We start from the raw sequence: 16,325 nt of genomic DNA, 5'->3' as shown, positions 1-16,325 counted from the left end.
GTATTACATAAAGTTAACTAATTTATTCGATTAATTCTTATAAGATCATTAATTTTTTAAAAATAGGTATGAGTTATTGTGATTTCAGGCCAAAAAGGTTACAATAAAAAGGTCAGAATAGAGATCGGTCAAAAAAGGACGAGAAAAAGGTCAGAATAGAGATCAGTCAAAAAAGAACGAGAAAAAGGTCAGAATAGAGATCAGTCAAAAAAGGACGAGAAAAAGGTCAGAAGGAGAAGGATCTGAATTTCAATATTCAGGATCTAGCCCTTCAATCTGGGAAAAAGTTTTGTCCAGTTCGGCTCCTTGTTCTACCCGCTGCTTTTTTGCCTTCTCCTGATTAATCGCCTGGACAGCTACGCTGTAGAGATTTTCCAATTCACGGGCTGACTCCAGGGTAAGTACAGATAGGACCTGAGGATACTCGCCACTGCGCACGATTATTCCCTTAAATACATGCCCTACGGCTCCCGATAGCTTTTCGATTTCAGTAGAGATATCATCTATGCTCAGGTATTTGCGGTCGCCTTTGATCACAATCATTGCCCTGCTTGCTTCTTCATAAACATTGGTTGAAAACAGAAGGCCTAAAGGGGAAAGTGAATTCTGGATTGCTGTTTTGATAGGTATTTCCTTATCAGCCCTGAAAAAGCCCATCGTTGCAAGTCCTGCACCCCCGCTCATGACAGTCTGAAAATCCCCAAGGTCTGTTACCATCATCATCTCACTGTCAAGGGCATCAAGCAGGAAGAGGATACGTTCGGCAATCATGTCGTTAATGCCATCATAGGCTTCCTTAATGCTTCCTCCGATGTTTTTCAGGTACTGGTTATCTGCAAGGATTATTCCATCAGCTCCGCTCTGACGGATTTCCTGGACCGAAAAAGCAGTATTTTGCAGATAAAGCGTTCCCTCTTTCCTGAAAGGGAGGACAACGAGACAATAAACAGGATAATTATATCGGTTTTTCATCTCTTTTACGAGAAGAGGAGTAAACGAAGAACCGGTCCCCCCGGAAGCCGAGGTAATCACAAATGCCAGATCAAAATTGCCCCTTTCCTCAATCTGCCGCATTATGACCTCTTTTTTAGCCTCAAAAACCTGCTTCCCGATATTCCGGTTTGCACCAACCCCATGCAGGTGTTCAATATGGATTCTATCCTTCGCTTTTGTAAATTTCATCTCTTTTAGGTCATTAATTGCAGTGTTCAGTGCAAGAGTTTCGACATGGCTCTTAAATCTCTGTGTGGAATAAAACCTGGCAAGTTTGCCGCAGCTTTTCCCCCCTCCCAGTGCATGCCGGTTAATGGAATCAAGAATCCTGTTCCCGCATTGCCCGTTTCCTATTATCAGTATATTGAGCAAAAAACTCCTCCTCCATTTCAAGAATATTTCCACATTTTTCCTGTCTGGAGTTATCCTATTAATATCGGTATTGCCTGTGTCTTCTATAGATATGGACCCCAGCGACTGCAAGGATAATTATAAAAATTATGATATACAACGGATTTTTAATGAGAAAATCGAACTTCCCTTCTTTGACAGTGATACTTGATGTGGTTGACTTATTACTCCCTTTCAGGTTCCCGGCGTCTATACCGTTGTTGTATTCATAAGAAAGCTCAGAACTTACATTATAAGTACCAATTTCTTTTGCTTTTAAGGTATATGTGAACTCTTTGTCGTTATTGGGCTCCAGTGTCTCGAGATATATTCTGGGAGTTCCGCCGACGGTCTCAATGCCATCTTCGCCTTCCACGTACTTAAGGCCCTCCGGAACAAGGATATCAAGGCGGACAGCCTGCGCAGGAGCATTGCCTGTGTTTCTCAGGACGACTGTAGAGGTTATCTCTCCATTTCTTTCTACGGATGAGACGTCCACATTCATTGCGGTTTCAACATTTGCACTTTGCTTATTTCCGTCACTTACATTTAGAGAAGGAGTATTAGAAGAAGATTGGTAGGCTTGGCCGGCACTGTTCGTATAAGTAGCAGTCACAGCTCTGAGGTCGAAGGTTCCTGCCTCAGTTGCCTTTAATTTATATATGTAAACGAGCGTCTCAGGAACCGACTCTCCATAATCGATTTTAGGAACTGCACCTGATAATTCATATGTGGTTTCTTCAAGGACAAAGTGTTCCTGTTTCGGGTCTGTAAACGAAACGTTATTTGCAGTATCGTTTCCGGTATTCTTTGCCTTTACCGTAACGGTTACATTTTCTCCGAGGTCGATTTTCGATTTATCTATAGACTTTGTTATTACAACCTCCGGGTCCCCTGCGAAAGTTGCTTCAGAGCGCCCGTTTTCAATAACTTCACTCACATAGAGGTCCCCTGCGTTATAGTTTGACATTATGATCACAATTGTGGCTCTGGGCAATACCCCTCCAGCATGCACGGACTTCAGTCGCAGCTGGATTTTACCCCCCTCCTCAAAATCAAACTCAACGCTCTCGTTTACATCCAGCAGACCATTTGTTATTTCGTTATCCTTTTCATACACATAATATGAGGCTGTACTGGCTTCAGGAAAGATATCAGTGATTTCGATTATGTAATTATTAAGCTGATATGCCTGTCCTTCCTCAATATCCCCCTCATATACTGCAGTTTTTGCCGAAGCTGCACTGCTAGATATCAGCAGGACAAAAAAAGCAAACAAAACAGTTATGTAAATCCCTTTTAGTTTCACTTCTGCTACCCCAAAGACCTGATAATAAGCTTGTCTACGCCAGATTATTGCCTGAATATCTTAGAGGATGCCTTAAAATTCAAATCACTCCCACATTTGGATAATAGGCATTGTTGATAAAATTCAGACCGTAAATTAATTACATCGGACTTACTCACCCGAGGTATAAAATCAAATACATAAGACATCATAATTAAAATTTGCACATTAGACATTTAACGGTTTAATTCTACCATTTTTCAGTTCAAATGCGTAAGTCCGGTCCCAATTGTATAATCAAATTTAATTTTAAGACACGCTCTTAGATAAGCTGTCTTAACAGTAACCTTATTCCCTTGCCCCCAAATATCTTCTACAAAACCAGATATATAGTTTGTGATTCTTTCTTTTTCTTCTTTAAAAGATAAAATCAAAGTTGCGCCGGTGCACCCCACTGCAAGCAACGGGGTATGTTCGCGCCCCCGCTCCAAATTCCGTTAAAGGAGACAATGACCCTAAACAATTTTGTTTGAGCAGAAGTCAACAATCAAAAAATAGATTTGATAAATCATATTATCATTAATGTTTACCGGGGAAGTGTTTCCATTCCCGCAGCAAGCTAGAGGGGTATTCGACTGAAATAAAAAATTCAGGATAAAAAAAGGTTAGAAGAAAAAGAAGAGAAAAAAATCAGAAGAAGAAGAAGAAGAAGAAGAGAAAAAAATCAGAAGAAGAAGAAGAAGACGGGAAAAAGGTCAGAAGGAGAAGACCTGAATTTCAGTATTCAGGTTCCAGCCCTTCAATCTGGGAAAAGGTTTTTTCCATTTCCACTCCTTCTTCCACGCGCTGTTTTTTCGCCTTTTCGTAGTAGATCGCCTGGACTGCCACACTATAAAGCTTTTCCAGTTCATGAGCTGATTCCAGGGTAAGGAGAGAAAGGATTTGCGGGCATTCTCCGTTGCATACGACTATCCCCTTGAAGACATGCCCTACGGCTCCGGAAAGCTTTTCGATCTCAGTTGAGATGTCGTCTATGCTCAGGTATTTGCGGTCTCCTTTGATTATGATCATTGCCCTGCTGGCTTCTTCATAAACATTGGTTGAAAACAGAAGGCCTGAAGGAGAGAGGGCATTCTGGATTGCTGTTTTGACAGGCATTTCCTTATCAGCCCTGAAAAAGCCGATCGTTGCAAGTCCTGCACCCCCGCTCATTACTGTCTTGAAATCCCCGAGGTCCGTTACCATCATCATCTCACTGTCAAGGGCGTCGAGAAGGAAGAGAAGGCGCTCTGCAATCATGTCATTGATGCCGTTATAGGCATCCTGGATGCTTCCTCCTATATTTTTCAGGTACTGGTTATCAGCAAGGATAATCCCGTCTACTCCGCTTTGACGGATGTCCCGGATAGAAAAGGCTGCGTTTTGAAGGTAAAGAGTCCCTTCTTCCCTGAAAGGGAGGACAACGACACAATAAACAGGATAATCATCGCGTTTTTTCATCTCTTTTACGAGAAGAGGGGTAAAAGAAGAGCCCGTGCCTCCTGAAGCTGAGGTCAGTACAAAGGCGATATCAAAATTGCCCCTTTCCTCGATCTGCCGCATAATCATTTCTTTACTTTCTTCAAAGACCTGCTTTCCGACATTCCGATTTGCACCGACTCCGTGAAGGTGGGGTATATGGACTCTATCCTTTGCTTTTGTAAACTTCATTTCTTTTAAGTCGTTAACGGCAGTGTTGAAGGCAATGGTTTCAACATGGCTTTTAAATCTCTGCTTTGAATAAAACTTTGCAAGCTTGTTGCAGTTTTTTCCCCCTCCCATTGCATGTCGGTTGATGGAATCAAGAATCCTGTTTCCACATTGCCCGTTTCCTATTACCAGTATATTGAGCAAAAAACTCCTCCATTTTAAAGGTGAATTAATATTTTTCAGTCCGGAATCGATCACGGCTTTTGTTTCATTTTTATGATATTAATTAAGTTTCACTCTGTTACACTCTTTTAATTGCACTCTCCTACATTCTTTCAATACCTGTATTCCCTGTGCCGCCTGTATACCTGAAATCCAATAATTGCAAGAACGATTGCCGGAATTATGATGTATAAAGGATTTTTTAACAGAAAATCGAACTTTCCTTCTTTTACACTGATACTGGAAGTTGCAAATTCCTTGTTCTGCTTAATATTCTGGGCATCTACACCGTTATTGTACTCATATGAAAGATTTGAATTTATACTGTAAGTTCCCATTTCTTTTGCTTTTAAAGTGTACCTGAACTCCTTGTCATTATTGGGCTGCAGAGTTTCAATGTATATCCTGGGGTTCCCGCCTATGGTTTCAATCCCTTCGTCTCCACCCACGTATTCCATACCTTCAGGAACCATAATGTCAAGGCGGACACCCTTAGCAGGGGCATTTCCCGTATTCCTCAGGATTATAGTAGAGGTAATTTTTTCGTTCCTTTCCACAGCTGAGAGATCCACATTCATTATGGTTTCAACATTTGCACTCTGCTTATTCCCTTCACTTACAGTAACGGAGGGTGTGTTAGAAGAAGACTGGTAGGTCTGGCCGGCGCTGTTCATATAAGTAGCAGTCACAGCTCTGAGGTCGAAGGTTCCTGCCTCGGTTGCTTTTAAGTTATAAATATAAACCAGGGTTTCAGGAACTGATTGCCCATAATCAATTTTCGGTATACTGGTCGAGACTTCGTAAGTGGTTTCTTTCAGGACAAAATGTTCCTGCTTAGGGTCCGTAAACAGCACATTGTTTGCAGCATCGTTTCCGGTAGTTCTTGCAGTTACAGTAACAGTTATGACATCTCCTACATCTATTTCGGACTTATCGATATTCTTGACTATTACAAGCTTCGGATCTCCTGCGAAGTTTACCTCAGAGCGCCCACTTTCAATAACCTCACTTACATAAAGATCTCCGATGTTGTAGTTTGAGATACTTATTTCAACTGCAGCTCTGGGTAATACGCCTCCGCTATGCACGGACTTCAGGCGCATCTGGACTTCACCCCCATCCTCAAAATCAAACTCGAAGCTCTCGTTTATATCCAGCAGGCCATTTGCGATTTCCTTATCTCTTTCATACACGTAGTATGAGGCCGTGCTGGCCTCAGGGAAGATATCAGTAATTTCGATGATGTAATTGTTAAGCTGATATACCTCCCCTTCCTCAATATCACCGTCATACACTGTGGTTCTTGCCGATGCTATGCTGGCAAGCGTCAGCAGGATGAGAAACGCAAACAAAACAGTTCTATGGATCCCTTTCAGTTTCACTTCTGCTACCTCTAATTCCTGATAAAAAAGTTAATTTATGGCAGGGCGTTATTATTATAATTATTTTTAGACAATACCTTTTGATTAGCGAGTTTAACTCAGTAATTAAATATGTTAAGTTTAAAATTGGCGTTTGCCGCTTTAGCACCAATTACATTATTAATTTTTAAAGGAATTTCAAGATTGAAAGCTTGTGATATATTTTTAATTGTCACTATATTCAAGTGCAAAATATGCGGACGAGTGCATGAAATTCCACATCCCTCCATAGTACAAATTCTGGAACAATGGGACATTTTGAGGAGAAGGTGGGCAGTCATTTTGATCTGAGGGTGCTATTTATATTTACCCCAGTAGTTTATATATTTCCACAATTATCTTTGTAATCTTTATTATTTTCTTTCTATTTATCTTTTTGGTGTTTTTTTAAATTTTCGGCAGGAAAATGAGAGATTTCATATAAAAATTGCAATAGTTAATGAAAAAATAGATAAAAGTTAACCATGTTAACAGGGAAATTTTTTAAATAAAAAAGAAAATGAATAATGTTTTAAGAGATGATAATATCTCAAGATTTTTTTATTAGTCTCAAACAAACATATTAATCCCAGAAGGTGCAAAAACCACGGAATAAAGGGCACAAGCACAACTTTTCTGTGTCCCCAATGTATTCTGTTGTTATACAGCATCTGGTGAGTTAATTGAAAGCATTTGAGTCCGAAAATCCAGATTTTCAGTTCTCGGAGTTGACTATTTCCAGGCTAATATCTATCCAGCTTGATTTGTGGATAAGGGAGCCCATTGATATTATATCCACACCCGTTTTTGCATAACCTTCAAGGTTTGCGGGAGAAATCCCTCCTGAGGCTTCTACAAGGACTGATTTCCGGAGCCCTTTTTCTGCAAGTATGGAGAGGGTCTCTTTGATTGCTTCAGGCTGCATATTGTCAAGCATGATAATATCGGCTCCCTGTTTTGCAGCAAAGACCGCATCTTCTGCAGACTCGACCTCCACCTCGATTTTCCGCGTAAAGCTTGTTTTTTGCGCTGCTTTGATTGCGGCTTCTATTCCCATGAGTTTGATGTGGTTATCTTTAATCATAACCGCATCCGAGAGGTTAAACCTGTGAGGGTCTCCCCCTCCTGCAGCGACAGCGAGCTTTTCGAATTTCCTTATTCCGGGGGTGGTCTTCCTTGTACACGCGATCCTCGTGCTTTCCGAGTGCTCTCTTACGACATCCACGCAGTTCCTGGTCAGGGTTGCAATCCCACTAAGGTGCCCGAGGAAGTTAAGGCTAAGGCGCTCTGCCCTGAGAATGGATACCGATCCTCCCCTGAGCCTGAAAATCATATCTCCTTTGCTGAGACGGTCTCCATCTTTAAGATCTGTTTCTGCCTGAATTCCAAAATAAAAAAATATTGATGCCGCCTCATTAAGTCCGGCAACCGTACAATCTTCTTTTGTGAAAATGATGGCTTCTGCAGGCCTGTCCGGAACAATAGTGCACGAAACATCATCGTACCCCAGGTCTTCTTCTATGAAGCTTTCTACTTCTCTGATAAGCATGATTTTTACCCTGCTATTTTATGTCTCCTGTATTTATAAGGGGTATGGGCGTTTCTCCTATACTACTTCGGGAATCTCCGGAGCCTGGGAAGTTGTTACATCTGCGCGCCAGTTCGAAGAATTAGAAAGGATAATACAACCTTGAAGGCAGAACTTAAGAAGATCAGCCAGGATAAAAGAGGACCTTAAGAACATATATAATAACTATTTTCTGCAAGTTCAAACATTGATAAATTAGAAGGCCATTGAAGCGCCAAGAAGTAAAAAAGCATGGTGGAAGTTTTGGTAACTTCACTTATCCCGAATTATAAAGATTTGTTGAATTGATTAATAAATCCCCCACTCCTTTTTAGGCTTGACCTTTTTTACTGTTTTTCAATCTTAAAAATTCACTTACTTTTTCACGATGATGTATTTAGATATCTTTCTAGTGTCACCACCCACTTTATTTTTTACCGTTAAGCTAACAGTGTATTTTCCTGCTTTACTGTATATATGTTCAGGGTTCTGAGCTGTTGAAATTATTTTATCGCCAAATTTCCAGGACCAGGAAGTAGGCGACCCTGTACTCTGATCCGTAAATGTAACTGTCAATGGTACTTTTCCTACAGTTGGAGATGCCGAAAAATAAGCAACAGGAGCTACTGGTTGTTTTAAAACAGTTATTGTAGCTAACTTTGAATCTGTACCTTTTGTATTGCTTACAGTCAGATTAACGTTATAGGTTCCTGCTACTGGATAAGTATGTGTTGTGTTTTGATCGGTTGAAGTCGTTCCATCTCCAAAGTCCCAATTCCATGAAGTTGCATTTGTCGATAGGTCTGTGAACTGCACAGAAAGAGGAGCATAACCACAGGTTACACTGCTACTGAAGTCTGCAACAGGAAGTACTGCTGGAATAGAGCCTATAAATTGCCCGAAAGATGCAGGATTTACTTCTACAGGTACCGTAGCTATAACTTTGTTTGTTGCTGTGTCAATTATTGATACATCATTGCTTTGACGATTCGTCACAGATACTGTTTTTCCATCCGGACTTACTGCGATTCCATAAGGACCATTTCCTACAGGTACCGTGGCTATAACTTCGTCTGTCGCGGTGTCTATTACAGAGATAGTGTTTCCGTCACCATTCACCACATATACCCTTGTTCCATCCGGACTTACTGAGACTCCATGAGGACCAGATTCTACATTTACCGTGGTCATAACCTGGTTAGATAGTAAATCAATTACGGCCAGTTTGTCGTTGAAATTGCTCGTTACATATGCCTTTTTTCCATTAGGGGCGATTGCAATTCCACTAGGACCATAGATCTCAGGATCGTTTACTGTAGATATAACAGTATTTGTGGCTGTGTCAATAACAGATATAGTGCTGTAGCTGTAGTAATTCGCTACATATGCCTTTTCTCCATCTGGGGTGAATGCAACTCCTTCAGGCCACTTTCCTACAGGTATAGTATAAATAACCTGGTTTGTTGCTGTGTTAATTACACTGACACTGTTATCGTTTAGGTTCGTCACATATACCATTGTTCCATCAGGGCTGACTGCAACTCCATAAGGATCATTCCCTACATTCACTGTGGATGTGACAGTGTTATCTGCTGTGTTAATCACAGAGACTGTGTTGTTGCCAGAGTTTGTCACATATACTTTTGTTCCCGCCGGGGAAACTGCAACTCCCGAAGGGCCATCTCCTACGGGTATAGTAGCTGTAATAGTTTTTGTGGCCATGTCAATTACTGAAACACTGTCACTGCCCTGGTTTGTTATGTATGCAAACTGCTTTCCGCTGACAGGAGGAATTGATTGCAGGACGGTTATTGTAGCAGTCTTTGAATCTGTGCCGTTTAAGTTGTTTACTGTAAGGTTTACAGTATAGTTTCCTACTGCAAGGTATGTATGCACTGGACTCTGTTCAATTGAAGTAGTTCCGTCTCCAAAGTCCCAGTTCCAGGAAGTTGCATTTGTCGATAGATCTGTAAACTGAACAGTAAGAGGAGTTGCTCCATCTGTCGTATTTGCAGTGAAGTTTGCTACAGGAAGTACTGCGATTGGTTTCTCATTGAATATCTCACTAACTATTGTTAATTTTGCTGCAGGTGGATACTCAAGAGAGCTAAACGCAACAAATGGACCATTCATTGGTATCGCACTAGGTTCTACGTACTGGAAGTTGAATGCTGCATATTTAGCACCTGAAGAAACCATATTCTCTACAAATTCCGTCACATCTAACTGAACAGTTTCCTCTCCATAATACTCAAATGTACTGTAATGTGTACCGGAATTAAAATCATCGAGGTCTAAATTTCCATCTCCAGTATATGTGAATATATCAACTTTAAAGGGATAGGGTCCATTACTAGAGAAGACACTCAAATTTAAAGTCGCATTTGTTACTGAACCAGAAATTTTCGAGATATCGAACTCGATAATACCTCGATCTTCAAATGGCATGTCGCCTCTCTCAACGTCCAGAAGTTGAACTACACTATTATCTATGATATCATCTGCAATACCATCTTTCGAAGAATCTAACCCATCTCGGATAGACCCATCTACTGCTGGCAATACAGATTGAACATTTTTAGTGACAGAAGGATAGCTAAGAATACCCACGTAGATATCATTGCCATCAACCCAAACTATCCTGTCACCGTAGATCTCAGGACTGCGTGCTGAGCCACTGGTGGTGATCTGAGTTTCCTGTTGAGTGGGGAGATCATACATGTAGATCTTCTGACCGTTACAGTCATCTTCCCACACTATCCTGTCATTGTAAATTGCAGGATTGTAAGCTGTTCCGCTCGTGGATACCTGAATTCTCTGTTGGGTGAGAAGGTCATATATATACGTATTATAATAATAGTGAGATGGTTCGTCATAGAAATCATCCTCCCATGACACAGCAGTCCACACTATTTTGTCACCGTATATATCAGGACTAAGTGGTTTTCCTCCGTCAATCCAAGTTGTTTCCTGAGTGGAGAGATCATACAAATAGATAGCACTAGCGTCATCTCCAATCGGTTTACACATCACAATCTTATCACCGTGGAGAGCAAAACCGTAGAAACCACGAGTACTTACTCCTCCTGATCCGCTGTTGGTTATCTGAGTTTCCTGTTGAGTGGAAAGATTATGCATGACGAGATTGGTGGAGTCGATGTACTCACCAAATTCCCCCCACACTATTTTATCTTTGTAGATATCAGGACCTGGGTAAGAAGCGTATGCTGTTCCACTTGTTGAGATTTGAGTTTCCTGTTGAGTGGAAAGGTCATACATATAGACATCGCATTTCCCATTGCGACTATCATACCACACTATTCTATTATCATAGATTGCAGGATAATTTGCTGTTCCACTTGTGGATATCTGAGCTTCCTGTTGAGTGGAAAGGTCATACATGTAGATATCAGATTTCCCATCGCGGATATCTTCCCACACAATCCTGTCACCGTAAATATGAGGGTTAGATGCTGTTCCACTGGTAGTGATCTGAGTTATCTGAATCTCGAGAGGGACTGGTTCTGGTGCCGGGACAGAAGCTATGAACTGACCAAAGGCAATAGGATTGGTTCCTACAGGCACAGTGACTGTAACCTTGTTTGTGGCTGTATCAATTACAGAGACACTATCTGAGTCAAAATTAGCTACGTATACCTTTTTTCCATCCGGAGTGACTGCAACTCCATGAGGATAGGTCATATTCCAATGGCCTCCTCCTGTTCCTAGATCCACCATGGCTGTAACATTGTTAGTTGCAGTGTCAATCACAGAGACAGTATTGCCGGGCCAATCACGAGTGCCACTATTTGTTACATATACCTTTTTTCCATCTGGTGTGACTGCAACTCCAAAAGCACTGCGGCTCACATTCACAGTAGCTGTAACAGTGTTTGTTTTTGTGCTAATTACAGATACGGTTCCACCTCTTGAGCTGTTCCAGTTAGCCACATATACTTTTGTTCCGTCAGGGGTGACTGCAATTCCGTTAGGATTGATTCCTACAGGAACAGTGGCTGTAATCTTGTTTATTGATGTGTCAATCACATAGACAGAGTTGCTACCGTGGCCCGTAACATATACTTTTGTTCCATCTGGAGTGACTGCAACTCCACTTAGAGATTCTCCTACAGGCACAGTAGCTGTAACAGTGTTTGTTTTTGTGCTAATTACTGATACAGCGCCACCACCGCTGTCGCTTTTATAGCTTGCCACATATACTTTTGTTCCATCCGGGATGACTGCAATTCCACTTATCCAGTTGATTCCGACAGGCACCGTGGCTGTAATATTATTTGTGGTTGTGTCTATTACAGAGACATTACTGCTGTAAACGTTCGTCACATACACTTTTTTACCATCCGGAGTGACTGCAACTCCAGCAGAACAACCTTCTACAGGAACAGTGGCTATAACCTTGTTCGTGTCTGTATCAATTACATAGACAGCATTGTCTAAATTCGTAATATATGCATATGTCTTCACGGGCGAAGCACTTTGTGCAGCAGCTGCCGTAGATGAAACGAGAATTAAAAATAAAATAAGAGCTGCTGATGCTAACGCTATTGAATTTAGTTTTTTGTTAGTTATCATATATCCTACCCCTTCTATCTCCTTATTCGGACATTTTTTAGTGTACTTCGAACTCTTCAAAATACAGCATTGATTCTGCGGACAGTTGACAGAAAAGAATCTCTTTGCTGAGAAACAAGATTCACAATATTTGCTAAAAAGAACGGCATTTATGTCCCCTCATAAGATACCTTTGTAACTTTTTATATCTTTGGATACACGTATTTAATGAATAAAATCAAGTACTAAACACTTGATTACCATATTTATTAGAAAGACAGCTGAAGGTTTATGATGTTGGTTTTCCATTTCAACTGTAAGTACTCACTGAGGATTTCAAATAAGCTTAAAAGAAGTTAAAAAACTAAATTGAGAAAATCAGTTGTTGAAAAACAAGAATAAAAGATACAATGGGAATTTGATTCTGAAAACATTAATTATGCATCAATCAAAGGCCATTGAAACACCGGGGCTAAAAAGCCATGGTGGAAAAACAGGAGCATTGAATTGTCGGACAGCCTCTTAGGGTGGGGTGACTGCACGCAATTTGATTTTTTTTCTGATTTTATTTTATTGTTTGTAATTTGCGTTCTCCAAAGTAAGGTACTCAGAAGAGGCAAAAAAGACAAAGAAGGGCAGAAATGTGCAGACGATTTTGAGACATAAACAGCTGGAAAACAGAAGATTTTAAGTGAGAGGACAGAATACAGTTATCCCGTTCCCGGATTTCCTTTATGCCGGACCTATAAAGAAAATTATAATGCAAGCAATTATAACGGATTGATAAATACCAGCTAAAACAACTTAAGCTACTGACTAAAGCAATTAAAATTTACGGATTATTCCCAGGAGCCTGGAATACTGAAAATAGGAATTGTTGGTTGCGGATTTATTGGCGGACAGATTTGTAGGGCAATTGATAACGGAGAGGTTAATGCAGAGCTGTACGCCCTCTGTGACTCTTCGGAGAGCAAGGTCTTTGACCTTTCAGCTTCCCTGAAGACATGCAGTCCTCTGTATATGAATATTGAAGAAATCATACGCAGTGTAGACCTTGTTATAGAAAGTGCCTCTCAGAATGCTGTCAGGTTCATTGTACCCCAAGCCCTTAAAGCAGGATGTGATGTGATGGTTCTGAGCGTGGGCGCCCTTGCAGATGAAGAACTGAGGACTGCTCTTTTCGGGCTTGCAAAGCAGCACAACTGCAAGCTTTATTTCCCCTCGGGGGCGGTTGTCGGCATCGATGGGTTAAACTCAGCATCTGCGGCTGGAATTTCCTCGGTCACCCTGACCACCAGGAAACCTCCTTCAGGACTCATGGGAGCTCCTTATGTTGTGGAACACGGTATAGAACTTGATAAACTCGTAAAAGAAACCGTACTTTTTGAAGGGACTGCCTCAGAAGCCGTAAAAGCCTTTCCTGCAAACGTTAACGTGGCAGCTACGATAAGCCTGGCAGGCATAGGTTTTGAGCAGACCAGGGTAAGAGTCATAGCTGACCCCTCTCTTTCCAGAAATGTGCATGAGATCACCGTAGAAGGAGAATTCGGAAAATTCAGCACAAGAGTGGAAAATCTTCCTTCCCCGGAAAATCCTAAAACAAGTTATCTTGCAGCCCTTTCTGCAGTTTCTACCCTGAAAAAGATTCTGAATCCTGTCCAGGTCGGGACCTGAATTCTTTCAGGCTGTACTTTGAGGGTTGAACCTTGAGGGCTGAACCTTAAGAGCTGAACCTGAACTAACAGGAATCAGGCACCTTAACTTGGATTTTCGGATTGAAGGCAGGTGTGGTTCACAAACATTAGGTTCACAAACATTATATAGTCCGGAGGAGTTAAGCACGTAAATCCTCAGGAGAAGGTTGCAGGTATGCGAAAAAGTGCCTTATGGTCATAATTATCCTTATTGCACCCCTTTATACGTTTAACGTGCCCTTTTGCCAGAATGCCTTTGCGCTATAAATCTCAAAGTTAATTAAAGCCTCTTTACACTAAAAAAATTTAAAATTCATATTTTTCTCTCAAATATTTATGGTGATCCCATGCATCAAGCAGACCTTATAAAAAGGATCCAGGAATTGAAGTTAAAACGAAACGCAGTAATTCTTTCTCACTATTACTCCCGCCCTGAAGTCCAGGACATTGCGGACTTCGTAGGGGATTCCCTTGCCCTGAGCCAGGAAGCTGTCCGCCAGGACGCAGATGTTATCGTGTTTTGCGGCGTCCATTTTATGGGAGAAAGTGCTGCAATCCTTTCTCCAAAAAAGACGGTCCTGTTGCCGGAAATTGATGCAACCTGCCCTATGGCAGATATGGTAGATGTGGAAGGCCTTAAAAGACTGAAAGAAAAGCACCCTGACGCTCCGGTTGTCTCCTATGTAAACACTTCGGCTGCAATCAAGGCAGAATCCTATATCTGCTGTACCTCTGCCAACGCTGTAGAAGTGGTAAATTCCCTTGACGCCGAAGAGGTTATCTTTGTGCCTGACAAGAACCTGGCTGCTTACGTTGCAGCCCGGACCGACAAAACCATCATTCCCTGGGAAGGGCACTGCCCCACGCACCACCAGGTCCTGAGGGAAGATGTCCTGAAAATGAAGGAAAAACATCCCCAGGCTAAATTCATCGCTCATCCCGAGTGCCGCCCTGAGGTCCTGAAACTTGCAGACAATGTGGCAAGCACACGAGGGATGATCATGTACGCGAAAAACTCTCCGGCACAGGAATTTATAATCGGCACGGAGTGTGGGCTTATTCATGGGCTCCTTAAGGCAGCTCCTGAAAAAACTTATTACTGCGTCTCTGAATTTGCCTGCTGTCCCAGCATGAAAATGGTCAATCTTGAAAATGTACTGGAATCCCTTGAAAAGATGCAACACGTAGTGACTGTTTCCGAAGACGTTCGGGTCAGGGCAAAAGAGGCCCTTGACCGGATGCTTGCGGTAAAAATAAAATAAGCATATGAATGTTTTACTTGTTTGAGCCGTCCCGTTTCTGAAGGGGAATTTGTGATTAATCTCTGATCTTTCTTTACAGGGATATTCCTCAAAGATTCCCACTAATTTTCTATATTTTCTTCCTTTTTTTGATTTTGCCGCTTGAGTTGATCCCAAAACCGAGGGTATTCTCAATGAATTAGAGTTTCAGAATTAGAGTTTCAGAATTAGAGTTTCAGAATTAGAGTTTCAGAATTAGAGTTTCAGAATTAGAGTTTCAGAATTAATGAGAAAAAATAATGATAGGCAGGTGAGAAATAAAGTCTCACCTCCTTTATGCCAGAAGAAACCTTTTAGATCTTTTTCTTCAACACGCCGTATCCTATAATAAGCGCAAATAGGGGCAGGGCAATTATCATAAATATTTTAGCCATTTCCATCGGCTTTTTGACTACGCCATTTTGTCCCGCACTTCCGTTCAGAAGTAACTTTCCTTCATTTTCCAGGTTTCTCAGAGTTTGCTGTATTTTTCCTTCCTGATATTCTGTTATCGCAAAGGAGGAATAGCCAGGTGTTTTTGCTTTAAAATAAACGTAATCCTCGTCTTCGCTAACTTTTTCCGTGGGGAGGGGTTTCCAGCCTTTGTTATACCATTGAAGGGTTATCAAGGATTCATTGACATTATTATCTTCAATCCATTCTTTTTCAACTTTGAATCCTACTAATCCATTTTTAAGAGAAGTAGGAAGTCCTGCTCCTTGATTTCCGACCCAGATATTTACATGTTTATAGATTCTGCCAGAGGGAAGTTTTGGGACAAGGGTGGATTTGCCTTTAAGCACTTCTGCAATTGTTGTTGTCCTTCTGAATGTCCTTTCCGCATCATATTCAATATATGTTATGCATGTAACGTTTTTCGGGAATTCATATTTAATATGATACCCACTCATCACGTTTCTGGTAGCAAGCTCCTTGATTTCGATATTGCTGGCTGGCTCTGCGGAAACCCCACTTCCTATGTTGCTGGAACCGGAACTAGAACTGGAACTGGAACTGGAACTCCCACCTTCTTCGTTGTCTGGAGTCCCTGTTGGTACCGGATCTGGAGTATCGGTTGGTGTTGAATCGGAATCGGATCCGGAATCGGTATCGACATCAGATCCGGAATCGGTATCGGTATCGACATCAGATCCGGAATCGGGATCGGTATCGACATCAGATCCGGAATCGGTATCGGTATCGACATCAGATCCGGAATCGGGATCGGTA

The 16,325-nt window shown here is 41.5% G+C and carries 9 protein-coding genes; 2 read left to right on the top strand and 7 right to left on the bottom strand.

Features of this window, described 5'->3' with window-relative positions; translation table 11 throughout:
• Positions 1-249: 249 nt before the first annotated feature.
• The 6 genes from PHF18_RS17145 to PHF18_RS17120 form a co-directional block, all read right to left on the bottom strand.
• Positions 250-1,365 (bottom strand): tubulin/FtsZ family protein, encoded by a 1,116-nt coding sequence (locus PHF18_RS17145; RefSeq protein ID WP_300104857.1) that lies wholly within the window; start codon positions 1,363-1,365, stop codon positions 250-252.
• A 58-nt stretch (positions 1,366-1,423) separates the two neighbouring features.
• Positions 1,424-2,692 carry a BatD family protein gene (locus PHF18_RS17140; RefSeq protein ID WP_300104856.1) on the bottom strand — a complete coding sequence of 423 codons (1,269 nt, stop codon included), beginning with the start codon at positions 2,690-2,692 and terminating at the stop codon, positions 1,424-1,426.
• A gap of 756 nt (positions 2,693-3,448) precedes the next feature.
• On the bottom strand, positions 3,449-4,564 hold the full coding sequence (locus PHF18_RS17135; protein WP_300104854.1) for a cell division protein FtsZ: 1,116 nt from the start codon (positions 4,562-4,564) through the stop codon (positions 3,449-3,451).
• Positions 4,565-4,695: 131 nt separating this feature from the next.
• Positions 4,696-5,964, bottom strand: coding sequence for a BatD family protein (locus PHF18_RS17130; protein ID WP_300104852.1), 1,269 nt, complete (start codon positions 5,962-5,964; stop codon positions 4,696-4,698).
• Positions 5,965-6,697: 733 nt separating this feature from the next.
• Complete coding sequence (nadC, locus tag PHF18_RS17125; RefSeq protein ID WP_300104851.1) at positions 6,698-7,531, bottom strand: carboxylating nicotinate-nucleotide diphosphorylase; 834 nt, start codon at positions 7,529-7,531, stop codon at positions 6,698-6,700.
• A 393-nt stretch (positions 7,532-7,924) separates the two neighbouring features.
• Complete coding sequence (locus tag PHF18_RS17120; RefSeq protein WP_300104849.1) at positions 7,925-12,034, bottom strand: PKD domain-containing protein; 4,110 nt, start codon at positions 12,032-12,034, stop codon at positions 7,925-7,927.
• Between the two features lie 945 nt (positions 12,035-12,979).
• Here PHF18_RS17120 and PHF18_RS17115 point away from each other — a divergent pair.
• Both PHF18_RS17115 and nadA read left to right on the top strand, forming a co-directional pair.
• Entirely contained in the window at positions 12,980-13,795 is an 816-nt protein-coding gene (locus tag PHF18_RS17115; protein WP_300104858.1) for an aspartate dehydrogenase, read from the top strand.
• Between the two features lie 367 nt (positions 13,796-14,162).
• Positions 14,163-15,077 carry a quinolinate synthase NadA gene (gene nadA, locus PHF18_RS17110; RefSeq protein WP_300104847.1) on the top strand — a complete coding sequence of 305 codons (915 nt, stop codon included), beginning with the start codon at positions 14,163-14,165 and terminating at the stop codon, positions 15,075-15,077.
• A gap of 332 nt (positions 15,078-15,409) precedes the next feature.
• On the opposite strand, the gene PHF18_RS17105 is transcribed toward nadA, so the two are convergent.
• Positions 15,410-16,325 (bottom strand): PGF-pre-PGF domain-containing protein (locus PHF18_RS17105; protein WP_300104845.1); only part of this gene is annotated, 916 nt, incomplete at its 5' end.

The sequence above is a fragment of the Methanosarcina sp. genome, from assembly GCF_028693135.1.
Taxonomy (GTDB): Archaea; Halobacteriota; Methanosarcinia; order Methanosarcinales; family Methanosarcinaceae; genus Methanosarcina.
The sequence above is the reverse complement of the archived record's forward strand: the minus strand, read 5'-3'. Positions and strand labels throughout refer to the sequence as shown.

Excerpts from the sequence above, each read along its gene's own strand:
- nadA (WP_300104847.1), top strand. The coding sequence starts at position 14,163 with ATGCATCAAGCAGACCTTATAAAAAGGATCCAGGAATTGAAGTTAAAA.
- nadC (WP_300104851.1), bottom strand. The coding sequence starts at position 7,531 with ATGCTTATCAGAGAAGTAGAAAGCTTCATAGAAGAAGACCTGGGGTAC.